This window comes from Furfurilactobacillus sp. WILCCON 0119, assembly GCF_053471565.1.
Genome location: NZ_JBPCCV010000002.1, coordinates 354480 through 375958 on the forward strand (window position 1 = coordinate 354480; position 21479 = coordinate 375958).

A 21479-nucleotide genomic window follows, 5' to 3' on the forward strand; every position below is an offset into this window, starting at 1 on the left:
CCGTTTGCCTCATTGAATCTCCCCGGGAACAAGCTTCACCATGAAAAACATGCTATGATAGGCATTAATTATCCAGTTTAAGTCCATGAATGGAGTACTAATGAAACCAAGAAATAATGATTACTCTCGGCGACCAGGTCGTTTCGACCGGTCACGAAATGACAACCAACGTCGGCAAGCGGCGCCCGCCGTTGAAGTGACGGTTGGCCAGCGGTTTCCGTTGACCATCAAACGCCTCGGCATTAACGGTGAAGGGATCGGCTACTACAAACGCAAGATTACATTTGTCCCCGGTGCGCTTCCAGAAGAAGTTGTCGTCGTCGAAGTTACCCATGTCGCCAACCACTTCTTAAACGCTAAGTTACGTCAGGTGCGGACAGCCAGTCCCCACCGGGTTGCCCCCCTTGATGAACAGGCTGGCGTTGTTGGTGGGTTTGAGCTTGAACACCTTGCCTACCCTGAACAGCTTGCCTTTAAGCAGGACGTCATCGCCCAGTCACTAGAAAAGTTTCAACCCCGTGGCTGGGAAAACTACGACATCCGGCCAACCATTGGGATGGATACCCCTTATCACTACCGGAATAAAGCCCAGTTTCAGGTCCGGATGCGAGATGGCCACGTTATTGCCGGCCTGTACAAAGAGGGGTCTCACGATTTAGTGGATCTTCCTGCCGCAAGCACCCAAAACGAAGCCACGCTGACGGTTGTCCGTGCCCTCGCAAAGTTACTGGAAGACTTACAGATTCCCATCTATGATGAAGACCATAATTCCGGCATCGTCAAAACCCTTGTCGTGCGTTCTTCTGAGGCAACGGGTGAAGTTCAGGTCACGTTGGTTACCAACACACCAAAACTGCCCCACAAGCACCAATTGTTAATGGCCATTGAAGAACAGCTCCCCCAGGTCGTTTCCGTCATGCAAAACATTAACCCCGGGAAAACGTCCCTTGTGTGGGGTGACGAAACCATCAAACTTGCTGGTCAAGACTACATTACAGAAGAACTCCTCGGGAAAAAGTTTGAACTGTCCCCCCGTGCGTTCTTGCAACTCAATCCCAAGCAAACGGTCCGGCTGTATCAAGAAGCCATCAGCGCATTGGCCCTTGATCATGCCGATCGCCTGGTTGACGCTTATTCTGGCGTCGGGACCATCGGGATTGCCCTGGCAGACCGTGCCGGAGAAGTTCGCGGGATGGATAACATCGCCGAAGCCATTGATGACGCCAACCGTAACGTGGCCCTTAACAACGTGACAAACGCTGAATACTTTGTCGGAACGGCCGAAGGGTTGCTTCCACAATGGGTCAGTCAGGGCTGGCGACCGGATGCGTTGGTCGTTGACCCGCCACGTGCTGGACTGGCAGAAACAATGATCGACACCATTCTCCAGGTTCGCCCTGAACGGTTCGTTTACGTTTCATGTAACCCGTCAACACTGGCGCAAAACCTCGTTGATCTAAGCGACGCATACCGGGTTGATTACATTCAATCCATTGACATGTTCCCACAAACGGCGCGCGTTGAAGCCGTTGTAAAGCTCTCACTGCGGTAGCACCAAGAACCTTACGGCCGTGATCTTCTCATTCTCATTACCTAAATAAGCGTCATTAAAAACCGCCATCCCGGATTTGGGCTGGCGGTTTTTTGTTTAATCAATCTTTTTTTGCCTGCGCTAGCGCTACAAACCATGACGGACTAAATCACATCAATGTCGATTTGCATTGCAGTATTGGCGTCAGGGTTCAGTGTTTCCGTGTACGAGAGTTCAGCCCGATCCAATTCGTGAACAATTTCTTGTTCCACAAGACTTAAGGGCCGTTTGTCGTTCTTGAGCTGGTTCACCATGAGCGTAATTTTGCCATCTTCTGGCGCCGAAATCGTGTACGACACATCCTCTGTGTTTAAGATCTCGGTAATTAATTTCCGTTCTTCCATCAAACACACCTCCAGCACTTTAATGGGTTAATCATAGTTCTTCTTCATCTAATTGTGAACTAGAAGCTGGTTTGATCCGTTTAATGTAGTACCAGACCATCCCGGCAATAACGAGCACAGCTAAGCCGACCCCAACGACCGTGGAGAACGTGTCGACCACGGATGAGACCTGAGTCCACGCGTGACCAGCGGCACGGCCAAGTAAAATCAAAACAACGTTCCAGATCAGGGTTCCCAGTGCCGTTAACAGTAAAAAGGGTTGCCACCGCATCTTGGTCATTCCCGCTGGAATTGAGATCAAACTGCGGACCACCGGAATAAACCGGCCCAAAAAGACGGTCTTCTTACCGTGACGTTCAAATAAACGGGCGGCCTTATCAAGATCACTGCGTTTTAGCCGTAATACGTGCCCCAAGCGGCTCTTAACAAGCCGTTGGAGCCGGTCTTCATTTAGCCACCGGCCAATGCCATACAGAACTAAGCCACCAAGGACTGCGCCCGCCGTAGCCGCGAGTACGCTGCCCCAGATGCTCAGATCTGCCGCTAACGTCATGAAGCCAGCAAACGTTAAAATCACCTCTGAGGGAATCGGCGGGAAGACGTTTTCCAATGCGATCAAAAGCATGATGCCTACGTACCCATACTGGTTCATAAAATCAATCAACTGTTGTTCCATAAAGTGTCACCTTTCGTGATGGCAGAGTTGTGGAGCGAAAAAACGGCTCATTTTCGATGATCAGTGTAGTGTCATTATTCCTGATGCGGCTCAAATCGTCCATTATTTTACATTGTCCTGATAAATTCTTAAACAATCGCGGCAAGTCGCTTATACTAAGACTATTAACTTTGTGAAAGGCGGCCTCTCCGTGCACATCAAGGATGGAAAACAACGGTTCATTTGGCTCATCATTTCAATTCTCTTAAACTCTGCGTTCAACGCACTCACGGTCGCAACAAACATGGGGAGCGCCGTCTGGACGGCCTCCGCCGTCAACCTCGCCCACTGGGTCATGCACACCACGAACCCGGCTGTTGCCAGCCAGGCCTTGGGACTCGTCTTGACCATCTACGGCATTGTCGTCGCCTTTTTGGACCTGTTACTCATCGGCCGGTTTGACGGGCTCCGCCTCATTCGCAACATTTTGTTTGTGGTGCCATTTAGCTACCTCATTCAGTTTATTGTTCCCTTTTGGTCAAACGTGGTCGGCATCAAATATCTCCATGGTGATTTTGCACATCCATGGCAGCTGGCACTCCTCATGGTAATCAACATTATTGGCCTCTTCGGCGTTGGCGCCGCTGTCTCCTTATACCAGCGGGCCAACCTCATCATGCACCCCAACGATGACCTCTCCTACATCATTCGGTTTCGGTACCTGAAGGGGCTCGCCACCGCCTCACAAATGCTCAGTTACATTCCGCCCATTACGATTATGCTCATCTGTTTCTTCGTGAACGGGCATCAACTCTGGGCGGTCAACTTTGGAACCGTCTGGGCCTTTCTCACCCAGGGCTGGGTGCAGGGCTGGTCTGATCGTCACTTCATCCCCAGCCTCAAACATCACTTTGCAGTTAAACGTTCTGTTAAGTAATGACGCTTAAATAAAACCGGCTGCCACCCAACATGATTGGATGGCAGCCGGTTTATTTTTACAAGAATAGCAATAAGCACAGAACCGCAAAAACAGCAGGCAGTCCCTGAACGATGAAAATCCGCCGACTAACAGTGACCGCACCAACAATTGCTGCGACAACCACAAAGCCCGTGAATAACAATAAGACAGCCCGCATTTCCAGTGTGGGCAGTGCAATCAAGGACCACAAAATGCCGACCCCAATGAACCCGTTATAGATCCCCATGTTCTTAAAGATCGCCTTAACCCGTGGTTGAGCCAAAAAGGCCTCATCCCCGCCAAACGTTTGTTGCGCCATCCGGCTCGTTGAACCAAACATCTCCAAACACATGATGAATAAATGCTCTAAACCAACGACACCCGCTAGTGCCAACGTAAATACCAACATCCTCAATCGCTCCCTTTAATAAATTGTCTATAAGTGGGAGCGTACACGTTTTCACCATTGCTGTCCACTATCACGGTGATTGTTAGTCACTAAAGAAAGCGTTTTCGTCAATAAACCCGTATACTGAAACTATACTTGCTTAGCTTAGGAGGTTTGTCATGGCTTACACTGCAGAACAACTCTGGGATGAATTCATCGCAACACACCCAACGGCAGCCGAAATGCCGCACCAAGCATGGTCATTTGGTGGTGGATCGGAAGCTGCTGACATCGAGGCCATGCGCGTCACGGCCGGTCTCAAACAGGCCACAACCAATTTACTCGCCATGTACGATCATCAACACGCACCGGTCCCACATAACCAGGCGTACGAGATTTTGTATGATGGTTCCGTTCACGCCGTTGCAATTTTACAGTTTGTCGCTGTTCAGGTGCTCCCATTTAACACGATTACAACTGAACATGCCTACTTTGAGGGCGTGGGTGACCGCCAATTGGCCACGTGGCAAGCTGATAAAACGGCCTTGTTCACCGCGCAAGCAACGGCAATTGGGACAACGTTTACAGCAACGAGTCCCGTGGTTAGTTTAACGTTTCGGGTCGTTTACACCCCCACTCTGGGGATTAATCGGCATTAAATATTTTAAATTTTATTTAACTTCGTAAACTAATAAGGTTGCTGAACCAACAAATCGCGAGTAAACTAGGATAGTTATTTTTGTTTGCCGTAGTCACCGGACATAAAACAATTAATTTCTAGCCGCCAGTAAGTCACCCGCACCTGGGGCGCGTTAGACCGGAGCTTAAGCCAGCAAGTCAACAAATCAATTGTTTTATATATGGAGGTTTTTTGTTTTATGTCTGACAATGTCAAACAAGCCGTTAAACACAGCAGCTGGCTGCTGTTAGGCGTTATTTTACTAGGTTCAAGTTTACGAATGGTCATCACGGTCATTCCACCAATCTTGGCACCCATTCAGCACACACTGCATTTATCAAGTAGTTTAGCCGGAAGTCTCACAACCATTCCCCTGCTCTGTTTTGCGGCGCTTTCACCAATTGCGCCCAGAATCTCAGCCAAAGTCGGAACGGAAGTCGCCCTGCTCATTGCCCTCATCATTTTGGTCTTAGGAAACTGGCTGCGGGTATATTCTGCACTTGCCATGATTATCGGAACCCTGCTTGTTGGGGTTGGGGTCGCCTTTTTAAACGTTTTGCTTCCCGCATTAGTTGCCGAAAACTACCCAACAAAAATTGGTGAAATGACCAGTTTGTACTCATTTTCCATGACCTTTTTCTCCGCCATTTCTGCTGGGGTGTCTGCACCATTGGCTGGTAAAATCGGGTGGCAGTTTACGGTTCAAATCTTTTCACTGGTTGCCCTAGTCAACGTCATCACGTGGTTACCGAACCTTCGTTACAACCACAAGGCTCAACCGGTGGCCGAAACTTCTGCCGCAACGCCACACCAATCCGTTTGGAAACAACCAACAGCGTGGATGATGACCCTGTTCATGGGGCTTCAGTCCTTGGTGTTCTATACGTTGATCACGTGGTTACCAACCCTGATGGTTGACCGTGGTGTTTCTGCCAATACGGCCAGCTTGCTCCTGGGACTATATCAAATCGCTTCTCTGCCAGCGGCTTACGCAGTGCCCATTATTTCGGCACGGTCAAAGAACCAGTCCGCATTATTGTTGACCATCGGTGGATTCTTCATCGTTGGGATCGGTGGCCTTTTGCTTCCGTTCCACATGGTTTGGTACTTTGCCATTCTTTGTGTCATCTTAGGGACTGCCACGACCTCATTGTTTGCCCTTGCGATGACGTTATTAAACCTAAAGGCTCGCACACCACAAGAAACGGCCGATCTTTCCGGGATGGCACAATCATTAGGTTACTTGATTGCTGCCGTCGGGCCAATCGCTTACGGGACCCTTCACGTAATGCTCCATGGCTGGAACATCTTGATGGCTATCTTACTCGTTCTTGCACTGCTGACCGTGGCCACGGCCATGTACGTCAACAATCGTGAGGATGTTTTCCACTAAACCATCATTCAATTTAATCGTTCGCTGATGAGCGCCAGAAAATGTGAGTCTGCATTTTTCTGGCGCTTATTTACTGGTCAAACACCACGCTTCGTGGTTAAATGTTGGTAGCTAATAACTCCCCACTTGAGGACAACCATAAAAGGACATTATGAAAACTGAAACGCACCACTACTTCTCGTTACCTCCCGCGGACAAGCAGGCCATCGCAGATCTCAGTGCGATTTACTGGCCGAACATTACTGATGACCCCCACGCTGAGGAGAACTATCACGCTTATTACGAGCAACTGATGGTGACCACCATGCATGACGACGATGGCCAACTGGTTGGTTCATTAAAAATTCCGTCAACGGCAGTGATCATCAACGACCACCGCTATCAAATCAGCGGACTCTCTGAAGTGATGATTGCACCTAAATACCGCCGAAAGGGCTTTGGTGTCGCCCTCATCATGACGGCCTACGCCCTCATTCAGCATGATGATGCCGATTTTAGCATCTTTACCTGTGCGCCCGACCTCGTGCCGTTTTATGAACTTGGTGGTTGGCATCCCTCGCCAAAGACTGTGTTGATCGGCGGTTCGCCTGCCGAGACCATCAAGAGTGACGCCATTGGAACCATTGCCATGATGGACTACTTCACACCAACTGCGCTTGATCACCAAGAAGAAATTGCCCAGGCCACCATCAACCTTGGTGTTGGGCCAAAGATCATGTGGTAATCAACGGTTGAACCGCTGACATTCTATCTAAACTAAAATGACGTGGTGCCCAATGTTGGGTGCCACGTCGTTTTAGTTTATGTGTATTCTAGCCTCACTGGCGACGGCGGTGCCGCGCAATTCGCCCTTCCTCACGGTCCCGATTCCGTTGGTCAAGCTCTGTTTGATCCAACTGTCGTCGTTCGTCAGCAGCTAATTGTGTTAACGCTTGCTGAATGGCCGTTACCTGTTGTGTAGCTGCGTCTGGAACCGTTTGATCGCAGACCCAGGTCACTAATTCGTTGACCGCTGCCACCCGGGGGCTAATTTTTTCGTGGATCACGGCATCATAGTCCCGCTGTGACCGGACATGCTTTTTTAACCGGTTGGTTTCCGCCATGAGTGCCGTAACCGTCAGCCACAATCCGTTAACGAATTCTGTCAGTGCAGGTTCCGATAGCATTATTCACGTCCTCCATCATTGCTTTGTGGGTTCATTATGACAGGTGCCGCCGCAAAGCTCAACGGGTGCCTTTATTCAATGTCGCGCGTAATCCTGCGCCGCAACGATACTTTGCCAACCGGTGCGCGGGAATATGGACGGGCTGCCCACTAATATCACTAATGATCCGCGCCTTATTTGTGTGAACTGAAAACGTCCCGAAGTTTCGCAGCTCAACCTCATGCCCCACCGCTAATTCTTCACCAATTGCATCAAACAGTGCATTCATCACTAACAACGTTTCCCGTTGTGAACACGCGGTCTGTGCCGCAACGGCCTTCACCAAGTCCCTTTTCGTCACCTTATCTGTCATCGTTTCCCCCAAAAGCAGTTCACGTTTACCATCCTGAATAATTACGGCCATTCAAATAATGATTTTTATGATTATTTCAACAGTTTTTTAGCCGTCCCTTAAAAATAATATAGCGATTTTTAAAACAGTTGTCTACAAATCACAAAAAATGTTGTATGCTATTTGCGTACCAAAACTAAATGAGGGGGTCTTTGCTTTGGACACATCAAGCAAAAAACCAAAAAAAGAACGGCTGATTCATTACGCGAATGGTCGGTCGCTCGAAGAAATCAACGGCACCGTGAAAGTCCCAACGGGAAAGGGCTTTTGGCGGACACTTCTTGCGTATTCCGGACCCGGCGCACTGGTTGCAGTCGGCTACATGGACCCTGGTAACTGGTCCACATCCATCACCGGCGGACAAAATTTCCAGTATTTATTAATGTCCATCATCTTGATATCGAGTTTAATTGCGATGTTGTTACAAGCCATGGCGGCTAAACTGGGTATTGTGAGTCAAATGGATCTTGCCCAAATGATTCGGGCACGAACCAGTAAAGCACTGGGGATCGTGTTGTGGTTAATGACCGAACTTGCCATCATGGCCACGGACATTGCCGAAGTTATTGGAGCGGCAATTGCGCTTTACCTTCTGTTTCACATTCCACTCGTCATTTCAGTCTTCATCACCGTTTTTGATGTCCTGCTATTATTGCTGTTAACAAAAATCGGTTTTCGTAAAATTGAAGCCATTGTTGTCGCTTTAATTGTCGTTATTTTTGTTGTCTTTGCCTACCAAGTTGCATTGTCAGACCCCAACTGGGGCGCTGCCATTGTTGGCTTGATTCCTAGTGCAAAGACGATTGCCAAGGGACCCGTCATTGGTGGCATTTCACCACTGACCGGTTCCCTCGGGATCATCGGGGCCACCGTTATGCCCCACAATTTGTACCTTCACTCCGCAATTTCCCAGACGCGGCAAGTGGATCACAACGACGAACAACAAATCGCAGATACAGTGCGGTTCACCATGTGGGACTCCAACATTCAGTTAACGGTTGCCTTCTTCGTTAACGCACTGTTGTTGATTATGGGAGTCGCCGTTTTCAAGAGTGGCGCCGTTAAGGATCCATCGTTCTTCGGGTTGTACCAAGCGTTAAGTGATACGTCAACCATGAGTAACGGGGTACTTGCCAGCGTGGCACGCACCGGGGTGTTATCAACCCTGTTTGCGGTTGCACTTCTTGCCTCTGGTCAAAACTCAACGATTACCGGAACGTTAACCGGGCAGGTCATCATGGAGGGCTTCGTTCACATGAAGATGCCGCTATGGTTACGGCGTCTGGTAACGCGGCTGATCTCAGTTGTTCCAGTTTTGATCTGTGTTGGTCTGACAAGTCGTCAATCACCCGTTCAGCAACACGAAGCGTTAAATGATCTCATGAACAATTCTCAAGTCTTTCTGGCGTTCGCCCTTCCATTTTCAATGTTGCCACTATTGATGTTCACTAACAGTAAGATTGAAATGGGGAAACGGTTCACGAACCACTGGTACACCCAGATTGCCGGTTGGGTTGCCGTTCTGCTCCTGATTGGTTTAAACATCTACAACCTACCAGCGCAAATTCAGGCCTTCTTCCCCGCTAAGTCACAAGCAACGCTTTCTAACACCGTTTCCGACCTGTTGATTGTTGCCATCATCGCACTTTTGATTTGGATGGTCGCTGATCTATACCGTGGGAACAAACGGTATGCCGCTCAATTGGCTGAACAAGAACACGCAGAAGCAAAGTAGGAACTGTTTCAAATCTAACCCAGAGGAGAAAAGCACATGTCAGAAGATGTTGATCAAGTTTTCAAACGAATTTTAGTCGGGGTCGACGATTCGGCCGACGCTCAACTAGCCTTTAAGTACGCGGTTCGTCGGGCTGCTAAGGATGGCGCAACGTTAATCATTACGTCAATTCTTGAAAGCGACGACATGAACGTTTACCAAGCCCTCACCAAGGATTACGTTCATGGTGAGCGTGACGAACTCATCGGTCACTTAAAGGAATACGAAGCCATCGCAGCCGCGGGTGGTGTTCATAACATTGAAATGATCGTTGACGAGGGCGATCCTGGTGAAACGATCGTTGAGCGGGTCATTCCCGCAACCGCGGCCGATTTATTGATCATCGGTTCCCTGTCCAAAAAGGGCGTTCGGAAGTACTTTGGTTCCCAAGCGGCTTACATGGCAAAGTATTCACCAATTTCAGTAATGATCATTCGGTAATTTTAAAATCACCGTTAACTACAAAAAACGATTTACGAAAAATTTTCGTAAATCGTTTTTTTGATTGGTAAATTTTAGTTTGATTGCCACATCGGTGTTGCCTCATCAATTGCGGCCTGTTGTCGCCGCCGAATCAACCATAATCCCAACAGTAAGATTGGAACAAATTCAGTGGCTGCATCAGCCAGTTGTGTCCAAAAGCTCCCACCTGCCGCAGAACCACGCAGTGACATGTGTCCGCTAAACTCAACTAACATTGCTGGCATATCAAACGCTGCATGAATAATCATCGTCCATAATAATGAACCCGTTCGCAGAGTCACAGCACAAAAGTAAACTCCGATGCAAAATGCATAGACAATTTGTAACCACGTACTCGTGGTACTCTGACCAACATGATCAAAGAAGTGGCCTGCGTGTGAGAGGCCAAATAGCGCACTACTCGTTAACACGGCGGCCATGATGCGACGTTTTCCCGTAAAGGTTCGCAAAAGCATTCCCAAAATTACACCACGGAAAAGAATCTCTTCGTAGATTCCCACCATCACACACATCAAGACTGTTTCAACGACCGTTGATACTGCATAATGTTGCGTTATCGCCATCAGTGGGATCATGGGAATATATGAAACAATCACGATTATTCCAAGCCACCCGGCGCGCCAAAGCTGGCCGTTCGTTTTGGGCCGGAGTGGTAACGGCTCATGAAGACCATAATGATTCACCAGCCACAACACAAGTAGCGCAATCACTTCAGCGCCCATCATCCATAAATTCCGTGGGAGTACCCGCCCTAATACCTGACGACTACTCCATAGTGTCACCATCATCAACAGTGTTAGCCCTAGCGTCACCCCAACTGTTTGTGTTCCTGTCTGTCGCTTCATTTATTCAGCCCTCATGATTCTCGTTTAGCAATTTTAACCCGCAACAAGGTTTTTCGTTTCGCTTCTTCAACCCGGCGGAAGTCTGACAGATAGATTTCTTTATGGGCATATTCCGTGCGCACGTATCCTTCGTTTTTTAAGAAGTAATCCAAACGGTCAAAGTCTTCGGCTTCCGTATCAAACGAGCCAACGTGCAAAATCATCCCGACCAATCCCTCTGTGGTGGTCGTTAACTGTAATTGTTCCAGCAATGTTGCAGGAACCTTATCTTTCACCAGCTGACGGGCCTGTTCAAACACCGCAGACGTCACAAACGCTGGCTGCTTGATCATGATCGTGTAAACAAGTTGCTCTTTATCGATCGGCCCACCGGTAAAGTCATCCGGCATGGTCCAGTAGCCTTCTAATGGGTAAACGGTGTAGTCAATGGCATCAGGAAAATCGATGCCCTTTTTGGGCGCCATTTTAATTGCATAACTGATTGCAAACAGCGCGCCCACCCGTTCAGCAAATTCTGGACTGTTCGGGTTGCCCTGGCCACTGATCGTAATCATCGTTTGTGCCGGAACCGTGGTGATCGACGGGTGTTTCATCGTTGGATATAACGTCCGTTCATCTTTGCGCCACTCGTGCTTTTTGTTTGCCATTGATCTGCCTCCTGCGGTAATCTAACGGTGATTTACTTATTACGATTACTTACACGTTTAATCATACTACCTAAAGGAGTTTCCTCATATGAAAATTGGAATTATTGGTGCCACTGGCAAGCAAGGTAACTTACTCTTGCATGAAGCCGTTAACCGCCACATTGACGTCGTGGCCATCGTTCGTGACCACAGCAAGCTCACGCTTGATGTCCCTTACTTAGAACGGGACCTGATGGATCTTTCTACCGATGACATTGGCGACCTGGATGTGTTGGTCAGTGCCTTTGGCGCACCGGTTGGCAAAGCGGATGAGTATCCACTCGTCATGCAACACTTAATCGACATCACCACACACACCAGCATTCGTCTGATGGTTGTTGGTGGCGCCGGTAGCCTCTTCACTGATTCAAACAAAACAACGAGACGCTATGACGCAGCAGACTTCCCGGTCGTTGTTCGGCCCATCTCCGTTAGCATGGGGAGTGCCCTCACCCTCCTGCAAAAGAGCGATGATCTGCACTGGACCTACATTTCACCAGCCGACAACTTCAAGTTTGAAGGTAAAAAGACTGGGCGCTACAAACTAGGCGGTGATGTCATGGTCTTTGACACAAATGGCAAGAGTGAAATCAGTTACGCTGATTATGCTGCGGCCTTCATGGATGAACTGCAACAACCGCAGCACCTTAACGAACATATTTCTGTCGTAAGTGCGTGATTGTCGACAACATTGTCGTGAAAGTGGTGCATAATGAAAGCACTCAAACCCTTGGAGGCCTCATTATGACAAAATCATTCACCATCCGCGACGATTTTTGGACGCTGTTCCCTGACACCCTCATCGGTGTCGCTGTTTTACACGATGTCGATAATCATCAAACCGTGCCGGAACAGGTGTTAGCAGATGCCAATCTGGCCGCCACGGCATTTGTTCCAGAAACGCCAATTTCAGCCAACTCGGTCGTTTCCGATTGGCGGCATGCGTACCAACAGTTCAAGACGAAAAAAGGTGCCCGCTCATCCATCGAAAACCTGCTCAAACGTGCGCAGCAAGGTAAACCCGTGACCAGCATCAACGGTCTGGTTGACCTGTACAACGTCGTTTCACTACGGCACGCTTTGCCATGTGGTGGTGAAAACATTGATGCCATGGTTGGTGACCTTCGTTTGACCGTCGCTAACGGAGGCGAACCGTTCCTCCCACTTGGTGAGGATGACCCAGATCCAGCGTTACCCGGTGAAGTTGTTTACGAAGACGACGCTGGCATCGTTTGTCGCTGTTGGAACTGGCGTGATGGCCAACGCACCATGTTGACTGAAGAAACCACCAACGCTTTTCTGTGTCTGGAATGTGTCAATCCCGATCGCAAGGATGAATTGACCGCGGCACTGGCTGACATTGAAGAGCTGGTTCAAACATACCTTCACACAACGGCAACCACCACGTTGCTTGACCGTGATCACCCAACGGTAACGTTAAACTAAAGAGATAAAACAAGCGCCTAGCTTCTCATTTCGAGAGGCTGGGCGCTTGTTTTTACCTTTAAAACATTTTTTCCAAAAATTGATTTCTTACTTTATCTTTTGTGCATGTAAAGCAAAATTCCTCTTTTCAAGGATTTTGCTTTATTTATGAATTGAACTGAATGTCACTTTTCGCTACTTCAAATACAGTTCCTTCAGCGTTGCAATTTTTGCCGGCGTGAGGCCGATTTTGTCACTCAAGTAGGTCTGCATATCGCCAGCCTGTGTTTTAACTTCATCCATGGCGGCGGCAAAGTAATCCTCATTAACGACCCACAATGCGGTGACGTTATCCTTCACAGCCTGTGAGGCCCCGTCACCATCTAATTCCGTCATTTTGGCGTCAAAGATTGGTTTGGAGGTTTGGTTTGTCAGCATGTAATCTTGTAAAATGGTTTCCTCAGGAACGCCCAATGCGGACAACAGCATGATGGCGCCAAGGCCCGTCCGGTCTTTACCAGCGGTACAGTGGAACAGCACCACGCCCTGCTGATTAGCCAGCAAGTAATCAAAGAACATCCGGTACGCATTTTGTGAGTAATCATCCGCGATCATTTCGTGATACGTCTGGATCATCTGGCGATAACCGTAGCCCGGTTCACTTAGATCATCACGTAATTCTTTTCGTGTTGCTGAGCTTCTGGTATCATCCACCGCCAAAATTGGTGTGTGATAATCCTTTGCCCCTGCCGGAACCTGATCAGGTGCGCGCAACAATTCTTTGTTTGTCCGAAAATCGAGAATTGTGTGAACACCATAGTTCGTCAGCAATGCCCGGTCCGCACGGTCAAGCTGGTTTAATGATGCTGACCGAACCACCCGTTGCCAAACCGTTGTGTGACCGTCAATTGTTTGATAACCCCCAAGGTCCCGGAAGTTATGCCCGTGTTTAATATCTAAAACTCGTTCGATTGTTGTCGCCCCCCCTGAATTGTCTCGGTTTCAATCACTCTATTATACCGTTTTCGGACACCTGGCGAAAGTTTGAGCTCAGTAAGTTCGCAATCATTAATATTTGAAACTTAATCGACAGATTGAGGGTGAGTAGATGGCAATCATGAGAAAATGTTCATAATTGCAGAAAGCGTTTTCTTTTCTCGTGAATTTTTAGTATGATAGAAAGGAACCGTCGGTAGCGACTGTGAGCGTTACGCCACGGAAGAATTTACTGGAGGATAAACAATTATGACTTACAAAGTAATTATGGACACTGACCCAGGAATTGATGACGCGGCTGCTTTATCAATGGCCCTTAACGACCCACAAATCGACTTACAGTTGATTACTGCTGTGGCCGGAAACGTTACCGTGGACAAGACGACTAAAAACGCCCTGACCATCGATAACTTCTACGGCAAGCACGTGCCTGTTGCCGGTGGTGCAAAAGCACCACTGATCAAGGAATTTGAAGATGCTGCCCGGATTCACGGGGCTTCAGGGATGGCCGGTTACGACTTCCCAGAACCAACGGACAAGGCGTTAGACAAGTCTGCCGTTGAAGCATTGCACGATGCCATTATGGCAAGTGACGAAAAGGTCGTTTTGGTGCCAACTGGCTCATACACCAACATCGCCTTGCTGTTTGTTCAATACCCTGAAGTTAAGGAACGGATCGAACGCATCATTGCCATGGGTGGTTCACTTGGTCACGGTAACATGACTAGTGCCGCTGAATTCAACGTTTTCACCGACCCCCACGCTGCCAAGATCATGTACGAATCAGGTGTGCCGATCGTGATGGTCGGCCTTGACGTTACCATGAAGGCCTTGATTACCGACGAAACGTTGGCAACCATCGACACATTCGGCCGCGCCGGACACATGCTACACGAAATCATCAGTCATGATTTCGACCACAGCGACCAGGGGACTGCTGTTCACGATGCAAACACCATCTTCTACCTGCTACACCCAGAAGCATACGTTACCAAGGATTACTGGGTTGACGTAATTACAGATGGCCCAGCCAATGGTGAAACTGTGGCTGACATTCGTGGCGCTTACCATGACGGTAAGATTAACGCCAGCGTCTGTGTGGATGTTGACGCCGCTGCCTTTAACCAGTGGTTCATCGACGAAGTGAAGTCATTTAAGCAAGACTAACTACAAAGTTAACTAAAAGGTCATTGATGAACGCATCTTTTCATCGGTGGCCTTTTTGCTGATCTCAAATGCGAAACACATGCACAATTTTTCATGAAGAAATATACTGAACGTAATTAATCTTTTTGGAGGTCGTCATGGACATTACTGTAATCGGCGCCGGACCCCGGGGCCTTATCACCGCTGAACGACTCATCGAGTGGCAGCGCAAGACAAGTCAGAACCAGCTTTTAACCATCACCATGGTCGATCCATTCGGGATTGGTGGGCGCGTCTGGCCCGTTGACCAACCGCACGAACTTTTAATGAACACCAACCCTGATTTCATCACCCTCTTTACGGATGAAACCGTTAAAATGGCGGGTCCCGTTGCTCCTGGTCCGAACCTCTTTGAATGGGCTCATCACGAAGCCCCCGCATTTTTGTTTAGCCACCCGGTCGCTAATCGTGCTGCATTGTTAGCCGAAGCAGCGGCTCTGGTTCATAACGGATACGCGTCCCGGAGTTTGTTCGGTGCTTACCAACAATGGTTCTTTTTGACCCTCCAGGATCATTTACCAGACAATGTCACCCTGACCCTCCGCACGGAAACGGTCAATTCACTCCGCCATTTGGAACAAACGGATCGTTATCTGATCAAGACAACCACCAGTCACTTTCAGGCTGATGCTGTTATCATGGCTCTCGGTCACTCAGAAAATGACCTCACGCCAGAGCAAACTGGGCTTCTCAATTTTGCCGATGAGCATAACCTTCAGTACACCCCGCCAACCCAACCGCAAGAATATCGTTTTGACGACCTTGCCGCCGGTGAAACCATTATTTTACGTGGCCTTGGCCTGAACTTCTTTGATGCAACCACCATGCTTACGCAGGGCCGGGGTGGCTACTTCACATCTGAAGACGATCATCTAGTCTACCATCCGTCTGGGATCGAGCCCCACATTATCGCCGGCTCCCGGCGTGGTTACCCACTACGCGCCAAGGGGCATAACCAAAAGGCGGCCCGCGAACTAGATTCACCACACTTTTTCACCCCCACTTGGTTTGCCCAGTATCAAGCCGTTGGTTCACTAACCGGCACCAAGTTCATGGAACAGTTTCACCACGAAGCCGAGTACGTGTACTACAAGCGTCTCTTGGCGTTGAAGTATCCCCAGGTTGATGCCGGTGAATTTCTCCACGCGTTTGAAACGAGTCCCCAGCCTGAAGGCGTTGTTTATCGTTCACCCATTATTGAAAGTGATTATCTGAATTGGACCCAGCTACTAAATCCAACGGCTACCCCAGCATCAACGACGCCACAACCGCTACTTGATTATTTGCAAGCGGATGTCAAAGCGGCGCTTGCAGGCACCAAAACAGGGCCCTTGACGTCAGCACTGGAGCTATTTCGTGATCTCCGCGATGTTGTTCGCCGGATCGTGGACGGCCAACTGTTACGCACAGAAGACTTCCGTAACGTGTTCCTTGGTCAGTTTAATAACGAAAATTCATACCTTTCCGTTGGTCCGCCTGAACAACGCATCGCCGAACTCCGGGCCTTAATGGTGGCCGGGATCGTGACTGTTGTCGGTCCCAACATGCGGGTCGATTCGGACACAACCACCAACCAGTTTGTCACCTGGTCACCCCTGGCACCAACAGAACGTTACTTTGCCGACCACCTTGTTGAAGCGCGCCTTCCCGCCGTTTCTGCCAGTCATAGCTGCGATCCGCTTACACAATCATTATTACGGAGTGGTCTGGCACGGCCCCAACAACTTGCCATGGAAGACGGCTCGACCTTTCAAACTGGCGCCGTCGACGTTGATATGGTCACCAATCAGCTTGTTACAACGACCGGCCAATCAGCAACCGGCCTCTACTTTTTAGGTGTGCCCACCGAAGGACGCCACTGGTTTACCACCGCTAGTCCCCGCCCTGGCGTCAACGACAGCGTTTTACGAACGGTCGATGCCACCGTGGCTCACCTCTTCACGCACACACCGGAGGCTGACTAACCATGCCAACGACAATTATTTCGGCTGAACAAGCACACGCTTTTGATGCGTACACCATTGACCAGTTAGGTGTGCCCTCAATGGTTCTCATGGAACGGGCGGCCCTTGCCATCACTGACCGCTTGCTCACCGGTACAAACTTCGACTTAAACCGCGTACTGGTCGTCGCTGCTACCGGAAATAACGGCGGCGATGGGGTGGCCGTAGCCCGCTTGCTCCACTTGAAGCACGTTCCCGTCACCATTTGGCTCCTTGGCAACCGCGACCGCGCCTCAGAACAAACTGCCCAACAACTTGCCATTGCAGAACGTTACGGGGTCACTGTCACCGATCAGCAACCTGACCTCGACCACTTCACAACCATTGTGGACGCCATTTTTGGTGTCGGTTTAGCGCGTGACGTCACCGGAACCTTTGCAACCGCCGTTAATCAAATGAATGCCAGTCCTGCCAACATCATGGCCGTTGATATGCCAACTGGTTTGGGCACGGACGATGGTCAGGTGATGGGAACCGCAATTGAAGCCACGGAAACGGTCACGATGGGTTACAATAAGTTAGGTCTCTGCACAACGGCCGCTCAGCAATATGCTGGCGTCGTCACCGTTGCTGACATTGGGATCTATGATCCAACAACACTACACTAGACGAGGATTTTTTTCATGGCAGAACCTAAAAAGACACTGGCTGACTACGAAGTTAACATTCCGGACGTGACGGCACTTCTCACCGACGACCCAGCCATGCAAAGCTTTTTTACCGCACTAACACCTGGTTACCAGCGCGAATGGGCCCGCTTTATCTTCGGGGCCAAAGCGCAGGCCACTAAAGACAATCACATCGTAAAGATGAAGGAAGTTTTTGCGGCTGGATTCAAGTCAAAACGGGCCTACGATTCACGGCCTGATAAATAACGAAAAAAGTGTAACCGCAAAAATTTGCGATTACACTTTTTATTTGCTGAAACTATTTTAGAGCGTTTCAATTGGGAGGTTCATTCCCTTCCAGCCTTCAAGCGCGCCGGCCAGTTCAAACGCATCAAATCCTGCTGACAACAGAATGAGCAGTGCTGTTTTCCCGAGCGTCGTGCCACCCGTCCAGTCGTACACCACGTACGTCTTGTCGTGATCCAGCTCGTCCAGGTGGTTGGCAAGGTCCTTAGCAGGCATTGCGACAGCGCCTTTGATTTGGTCTTTCTTAACCTGTGCTGGTGCGTTACGCACATCTAACACAACGTACTTTGAATCAGTCTCATCCAGACTGTTAAGGACCGTAAAATGGTCGATATACAGGCTCAAATACGTTTGTAACAGCTCAATTTTCTTATCATTCATTTTCTAATCCTCGTTTGTCGTTTAGTTGTGTCGTTCCTTGCTTCACTTTATTCAGTAACCGGGTCAGTTGCGCCCGTTCCTCAGCTGAAAAGTTGCTAAAGATCGTGGCAACTGCTCGAAAGTTTTCGGGTAAAAAAGCGGTCAACACAGTACGCCCCGCGTCCGTTAACCGAATCAAGACCGCCCGTTTATCAGCCAGCACATGATCCTTTGTAATCCACCCACTCCGTTCCATTCCGACAAGTAGTTTACTGACCGTCGCCCGTGATGCCCCTAATTTTGTTGCCAATTCGGATGGTAACAACGCATGGCTTGGCTCATTGTCTAAGAACATCAGTAGAATAAACTTTGATTCAGATAACTCATAACGTGCTAAGACGGTCTCGTAGGCCGCCTGCATTTCTCGAAACGTCCACTGAAAATCCAAAAATAGACTTGCTGCTTCTGGATCCGTCATGGTCGTATACGCCGCCAACGTTAGTTTTAACCGGTCGTCATCCGGACGGTCTGCAAACGTAAACTCTGTCATTATGAACCCCCTTTATGAATGTAATTAGCCGGCTAATTACATTCAGTATACCTGTCTTTTTCTTTTCGTCAACATTTTTTACTTCATCCGCATGGCGTTTAGATCAACGACGCAAACAAAAGCACCGCCCCGCGGATTAATCGCAGGAACGGTGCTTCATTATTTCATCAATTTAGAATTCAGCATTCCCCGGTGTCCGTGGGTAAGGGATCACGTCACGAATGTTTTCCATCCCGGTCACGTACATCAGTAACCGTTCAAAACCGATCCCGAAGCCGGAGTGGACGGTTTCACCATACTTCCGCAGGTCAAGGTACCATTGGTATTCTTCCACTGGCATGTCGAGGTCAGCAATCTTCTTGGCTAACTGAGCTTGCCGTTCTTCACGTTGACTCCCACCGACTAATTCCCCGATTTCAGGAACCAGCAGGTCAACAGCAGCCACCGTCTTACCATCATCGTTATCACGCATGTAGAATGCCTTGATGGCCTTTGGATAGTCCGTCAGGAAGACCGGTTTTTGGTAAATTTGTTCACACAGGTAACGTTCATGTTCAGCCTGTAAATCAATGCCCCATTCAACGGGCATTTCGAAGTCAACTGGCGCCGCCTTCAATTCTTCGATGGCCTTGGTGTAGGTCAACCGAACAAAGGCTTCATCACGGGTCTTCGTTAACCGATCAATCAACGTGTTATCAACCGCGTCGTTTAAAAAGGCCAGTTCGTCCTGCGCATTCTTCAACAGGTAATCAATCACGTACTTCAGCAAGGCTTCAATCGTATCAACCGTGTCCGTCAAATCAGCAAACGCCATTTCGGGTTCAATCATCCAGAATTCTGAAGCGTGGCGCGTCGTGTGTGAATCTTCGGCGCGGAAGGCTGGGCCAAACGTGTAGACGTTACGTAGTGCCAGTGCAAAGGCTTCCGCCTGCAATTGACCACTAACAGTTAGGTTTGTCTCCTGCTTAAAGAAGTCCTGACTGTAATCCACGTTGCCCTCATCTGTTGTTGGGACGTTCTTCATGTCGAGGGTCGTCACTTCAAACATTTCGCCGGCCCCTTCTGTATCACTACTAGTGATAATTGGGGTGTTCACGTACGTAAAGCCGTGTTCCTGAAGGTATTGATGAACGGCAAACGCAGCCAGCGAACGAATGTGGAACACTGAATAAAACGTGTTGGTCCGGGGACGCAGGTGCGCCATGGTCCGCAGATATTCAAACGTGTGCTGTTTCTTTTGAAGTGGATAGTCATTGCTGGAGTTCCCCACCAACGTAACCGACTTTGCTTGAACTTCAAATGGTTGCTTTGCGTCTGGTGTGTACGTGACCGTCCCAACCACCGCAACGGTCGCACTGATTGGTAACTTACCGATTTCAGCAAAGTCTTCCAAATCACTCTTAAACACGATTTGCGCGTGCTTTAAGGATGATCCGTCGTTTAATTCAATAAAGCCAACTTTTTTACTACTCCGGATCGTCTTTACCCAGCCACGTAACGTAATTTCTTCATCCGGTGCAACCTGTTGATCACTGTAAAGCTGTTTAACTAGCATTTCTGTCATAATATTATCCTTTCACCACGTACCACTCTGCTTCAAATCGACTAAAAAAAGACCCTCCATCCCCATAATAGGGACGAAAGGTCTTTCCGCGATACCACCCACATTGCCTGCCGAATGACATCGACAAACCAACTTTAATAACGTACTAACATACGCTCCGTGTGATAACGTACCGGCAACGGCTAATCTTACTCGATCAATTCAGAATAGCAACAGAAAAAGTGTTCTTCCATCCGGCCTCGCCACTAAGCTTTCACTATCCTTAGCTCGCTATCGTTAAGTCTCCGCGTGGACACGTCTTTTTCTTTGGTTTTTTAGTTTAATTAAGTTGTCAAAATCATAGCACTAATTTTTGCTGGAAACAAGCAACGCCTGAACAACTATTCATAATAGTTGTTCAGGCGTTTCCCCCATTGTTTAGCATGAAAACTCTAACCCCAAAAATCAGCGTTAAATTCTGATATCCATTCGGGTTAAGTCACGATTATGTTTGATTTGCGTTAACATCTCGCGCCCTTTTTCTGTTAGACAGAGCTTTTTGACCCGCCGATCGGTTTGTGAAAAGGCCATGACCACCAAGCCGTGGTCCACCATTCGAACCACTTTACTCGAGACAGCTGACAAAGAAACACCAATGTTATCCGCTAACTCTGTCGAAGAAATGTCAGGGACTTGATCAATGATCTTTAAATACGTCAATTCCAATAAGGTCAGTCCGTATTCACGCACAAAATGCTGATTCAACTGGTTGACCCGTCGTTGCTGTTTAATTAAGTCACGCCAGGCACTCGTTTCACTCGTTGTTTGCATCGTCATCACCACTTCACTTTCACCAATATTTCTTGTGGCGGATTACCCCTAACAAGTACCGCTACTGGTAAATCTAATCTTGTTAAAAAATAACTTCGATTTACTTTTTCTTACTATGCTAGTTATTTTAACTTTTGCACGACCGGATTTACTGCAACTTGTTAACTAAAATTATCGTTTTTTTGGTTAATTTTCGAAAAAAAGAGACTAGTTAACTATTTAATTTAGAAATAGCTAAGCTCGTTATGCTTTAGGGCTGGATTATTCAAAAGAAACCACCATCTGAACGGTCAGTTAA

The 21479-nt window shown here is 48.5% G+C and carries 25 protein-coding genes; 13 read left to right on the top strand and 12 right to left on the bottom strand.

Going from position 1 to position 21479, the window contains the following annotated elements:
- The first annotated feature begins 100 nt into the window (after positions 1-100).
- On the top strand, positions 101-1552 hold the full coding sequence (gene rlmD / locus ACRYI5_RS05290) for a 23S rRNA (uracil(1939)-C(5))-methyltransferase RlmD (protein WP_448224518.1): 1452 nt from the start codon (positions 101-103) through the stop codon (positions 1550-1552).
- 143 nt (positions 1553-1695) lie between these two features.
- Here rlmD and ACRYI5_RS05295 read toward each other — a convergent pair whose 3' ends face one another.
- Both ACRYI5_RS05295 and ACRYI5_RS05300 read right to left on the bottom strand, forming a co-directional pair.
- Positions 1696-1935, bottom strand: coding sequence for a hypothetical protein (locus ACRYI5_RS05295; protein ID WP_407878524.1), 240 nt, complete (start codon positions 1933-1935; stop codon positions 1696-1698).
- A gap of 31 nt (positions 1936-1966) precedes the next feature.
- Positions 1967-2611 carry a DedA family protein gene (locus ACRYI5_RS05300; protein WP_407878522.1) on the bottom strand — a complete coding sequence of 215 codons (645 nt, stop codon included), beginning with the start codon at positions 2609-2611 and terminating at the stop codon, positions 1967-1969.
- A 190-nt stretch (positions 2612-2801) separates the two neighbouring features.
- Here ACRYI5_RS05300 and ACRYI5_RS05305 point away from each other — a divergent pair, with 190 nt between their 5' ends.
- The gene (locus ACRYI5_RS05305) at positions 2802-3527 is read left to right on the top strand and encodes a hypothetical protein (RefSeq protein ID WP_407878520.1); all 726 of its coding nucleotides are present in this window, start codon (positions 2802-2804) and stop codon (positions 3525-3527) included.
- Between the two features lie 58 nt (positions 3528-3585).
- Here ACRYI5_RS05305 and ACRYI5_RS05310 read toward each other — a convergent pair whose 3' ends face one another.
- Positions 3586-3957, bottom strand: coding sequence for a DUF1304 domain-containing protein (locus tag ACRYI5_RS05310; protein WP_407878519.1), 372 nt, complete (start codon positions 3955-3957; stop codon positions 3586-3588).
- Positions 3958-4115: 158 nt separating this feature from the next.
- On the opposite strand from ACRYI5_RS05310, the gene ACRYI5_RS05315 reads away from it, so the two are divergent.
- The 3 genes from ACRYI5_RS05315 (at position 4116) to ACRYI5_RS05325 (ending at position 6732) form a co-directional block, all read left to right on the top strand.
- A complete protein-coding gene (locus ACRYI5_RS05315) occupies positions 4116-4595 on the top strand; it encodes an ASCH domain-containing protein (RefSeq protein WP_448224519.1) in 480 nt (159 codons plus the stop codon).
- Between the two features lie 219 nt (positions 4596-4814).
- Entirely contained in the window at positions 4815-6008 is a 1194-nt protein-coding gene (locus tag ACRYI5_RS05320) for a CynX/NimT family MFS transporter (RefSeq protein ID WP_407878515.1), read from the top strand.
- A 151-nt stretch (positions 6009-6159) separates the two neighbouring features.
- Positions 6160-6732: a GNAT family N-acetyltransferase gene (locus ACRYI5_RS05325; RefSeq protein WP_448224520.1), complete on the top strand. Its 573-nt coding sequence runs from the start codon at positions 6160-6162 to the stop codon at positions 6730-6732.
- 94 nt (positions 6733-6826) lie between these two features.
- Here ACRYI5_RS05325 and ACRYI5_RS05330 read toward each other — a convergent pair whose 3' ends face one another.
- Together ACRYI5_RS05330 and ACRYI5_RS05335 are read right to left on the bottom strand one after the other, a co-directional pair.
- Positions 6827-7174 (bottom strand): hypothetical protein, encoded by a 348-nt coding sequence (locus tag ACRYI5_RS05330; RefSeq protein ID WP_448224521.1) that lies wholly within the window; start codon positions 7172-7174, stop codon positions 6827-6829.
- A gap of 58 nt (positions 7175-7232) precedes the next feature.
- Entirely contained in the window at positions 7233-7526 is a 294-nt protein-coding gene (locus tag ACRYI5_RS05335) for an HU family DNA-binding protein (protein WP_448224522.1), read from the bottom strand.
- A gap of 148 nt (positions 7527-7674) precedes the next feature.
- Here ACRYI5_RS05335 and ACRYI5_RS05340 point away from each other — a divergent pair, with 148 nt between their 5' ends.
- Both ACRYI5_RS05340 and ACRYI5_RS05345 read left to right on the top strand, forming a co-directional pair.
- On the top strand, positions 7675-9300 hold the full coding sequence (locus ACRYI5_RS05340; RefSeq protein WP_448224523.1) for an Nramp family divalent metal transporter: 1626 nt from the start codon (positions 7675-7677) through the stop codon (positions 9298-9300).
- A gap of 36 nt (positions 9301-9336) precedes the next feature.
- Positions 9337-9780 carry a universal stress protein gene (locus ACRYI5_RS05345; protein ID WP_407878506.1) on the top strand — a complete coding sequence of 148 codons (444 nt, stop codon included), beginning with the start codon at positions 9337-9339 and terminating at the stop codon, positions 9778-9780.
- A gap of 74 nt (positions 9781-9854) precedes the next feature.
- On the opposite strand, the gene ACRYI5_RS05350 is transcribed toward ACRYI5_RS05345, so the two are convergent.
- Complete coding sequence (locus tag ACRYI5_RS05350; protein WP_448224524.1) at positions 9855-10667, bottom strand: CPBP family intramembrane glutamic endopeptidase; 813 nt, start codon at positions 10665-10667, stop codon at positions 9855-9857.
- An 11-nt stretch (positions 10668-10678) separates the two neighbouring features.
- Positions 10679-11314, bottom strand: coding sequence for a GyrI-like domain-containing protein (locus tag ACRYI5_RS05355; RefSeq protein ID WP_448224525.1), 636 nt, complete (start codon positions 11312-11314; stop codon positions 10679-10681).
- A gap of 88 nt (positions 11315-11402) precedes the next feature.
- Here ACRYI5_RS05355 and ACRYI5_RS05360 point away from each other — a divergent pair, with 88 nt between their 5' ends.
- A complete protein-coding gene (locus ACRYI5_RS05360; protein WP_448224526.1) occupies positions 11403-12032 on the top strand; it encodes an NAD(P)-dependent oxidoreductase in 630 nt (209 codons plus the stop codon).
- Between the two features lie 65 nt (positions 12033-12097).
- Entirely contained in the window at positions 12098-12799 is a 702-nt protein-coding gene (locus ACRYI5_RS05365; protein ID WP_448224527.1) for a B3/B4 domain-containing protein, read from the top strand.
- Between the two features lie 174 nt (positions 12800-12973).
- On the opposite strand, the gene ACRYI5_RS05370 is transcribed toward ACRYI5_RS05365, so the two are convergent.
- Positions 12974-13750: a tyrosine-protein phosphatase gene (locus ACRYI5_RS05370; RefSeq protein WP_448224558.1), complete on the bottom strand. Its 777-nt coding sequence runs from the start codon at positions 13748-13750 to the stop codon at positions 12974-12976.
- Between the two features lie 273 nt (positions 13751-14023).
- On the opposite strand from ACRYI5_RS05370, the gene rihC reads away from it, so the two are divergent.
- From rihC to ACRYI5_RS05390, 4 genes are all read left to right on the top strand, one after another.
- The gene (rihC, locus tag ACRYI5_RS05375) at positions 14024-14941 is read left to right on the top strand and encodes a ribonucleoside hydrolase RihC (RefSeq protein ID WP_407878494.1); all 918 of its coding nucleotides are present in this window, start codon (positions 14024-14026) and stop codon (positions 14939-14941) included.
- A gap of 137 nt (positions 14942-15078) precedes the next feature.
- Entirely contained in the window at positions 15079-16944 is a 1866-nt protein-coding gene (locus tag ACRYI5_RS05380) for an FAD/NAD(P)-binding protein (protein WP_448224528.1), read from the top strand.
- A gap of 2 nt (positions 16945-16946) precedes the next feature.
- On the top strand, positions 16947-17591 hold the full coding sequence (locus ACRYI5_RS05385) for an NAD(P)H-hydrate epimerase (RefSeq protein WP_448224529.1): 645 nt from the start codon (positions 16947-16949) through the stop codon (positions 17589-17591).
- Positions 17592-17606: 15 nt separating this feature from the next.
- The gene (locus ACRYI5_RS05390; RefSeq protein ID WP_448224530.1) at positions 17607-17858 is read left to right on the top strand and encodes a YdeI/OmpD-associated family protein; all 252 of its coding nucleotides are present in this window, start codon (positions 17607-17609) and stop codon (positions 17856-17858) included.
- A gap of 57 nt (positions 17859-17915) precedes the next feature.
- On the opposite strand, the gene ACRYI5_RS05395 is transcribed toward ACRYI5_RS05390, so the two are convergent.
- The 4 genes from ACRYI5_RS05395 to ACRYI5_RS05410 all read right to left on the bottom strand — a co-directional run bounded on the left by ACRYI5_RS05395 (position 17916) and on the right by ACRYI5_RS05410 (position 21181).
- Positions 17916-18278 carry a rhodanese-like domain-containing protein gene (locus ACRYI5_RS05395; protein WP_407881151.1) on the bottom strand — a complete coding sequence of 121 codons (363 nt, stop codon included), beginning with the start codon at positions 18276-18278 and terminating at the stop codon, positions 17916-17918.
- Positions 18271-18807 (bottom strand): MarR family winged helix-turn-helix transcriptional regulator, encoded by a 537-nt coding sequence (locus tag ACRYI5_RS05400; RefSeq protein WP_448224531.1) that lies wholly within the window; start codon positions 18805-18807, stop codon positions 18271-18273. Before ACRYI5_RS05400 ends, ACRYI5_RS05395 begins: the two co-directional genes overlap by 8 nt.
- 172 nt (positions 18808-18979) lie before the next feature.
- Positions 18980-20371 carry an asparagine--tRNA ligase gene (gene asnS, locus ACRYI5_RS05405; RefSeq protein WP_448224532.1) on the bottom strand — a complete coding sequence of 464 codons (1392 nt, stop codon included), beginning with the start codon at positions 20369-20371 and terminating at the stop codon, positions 18980-18982.
- Positions 20372-20821: 450 nt separating this feature from the next.
- Positions 20822-21181 carry a MarR family winged helix-turn-helix transcriptional regulator gene (locus tag ACRYI5_RS05410; protein WP_448224533.1) on the bottom strand — a complete coding sequence of 120 codons (360 nt, stop codon included), beginning with the start codon at positions 21179-21181 and terminating at the stop codon, positions 20822-20824.
- Between the last annotated feature and the right edge of the window lie 298 nt (positions 21182-21479).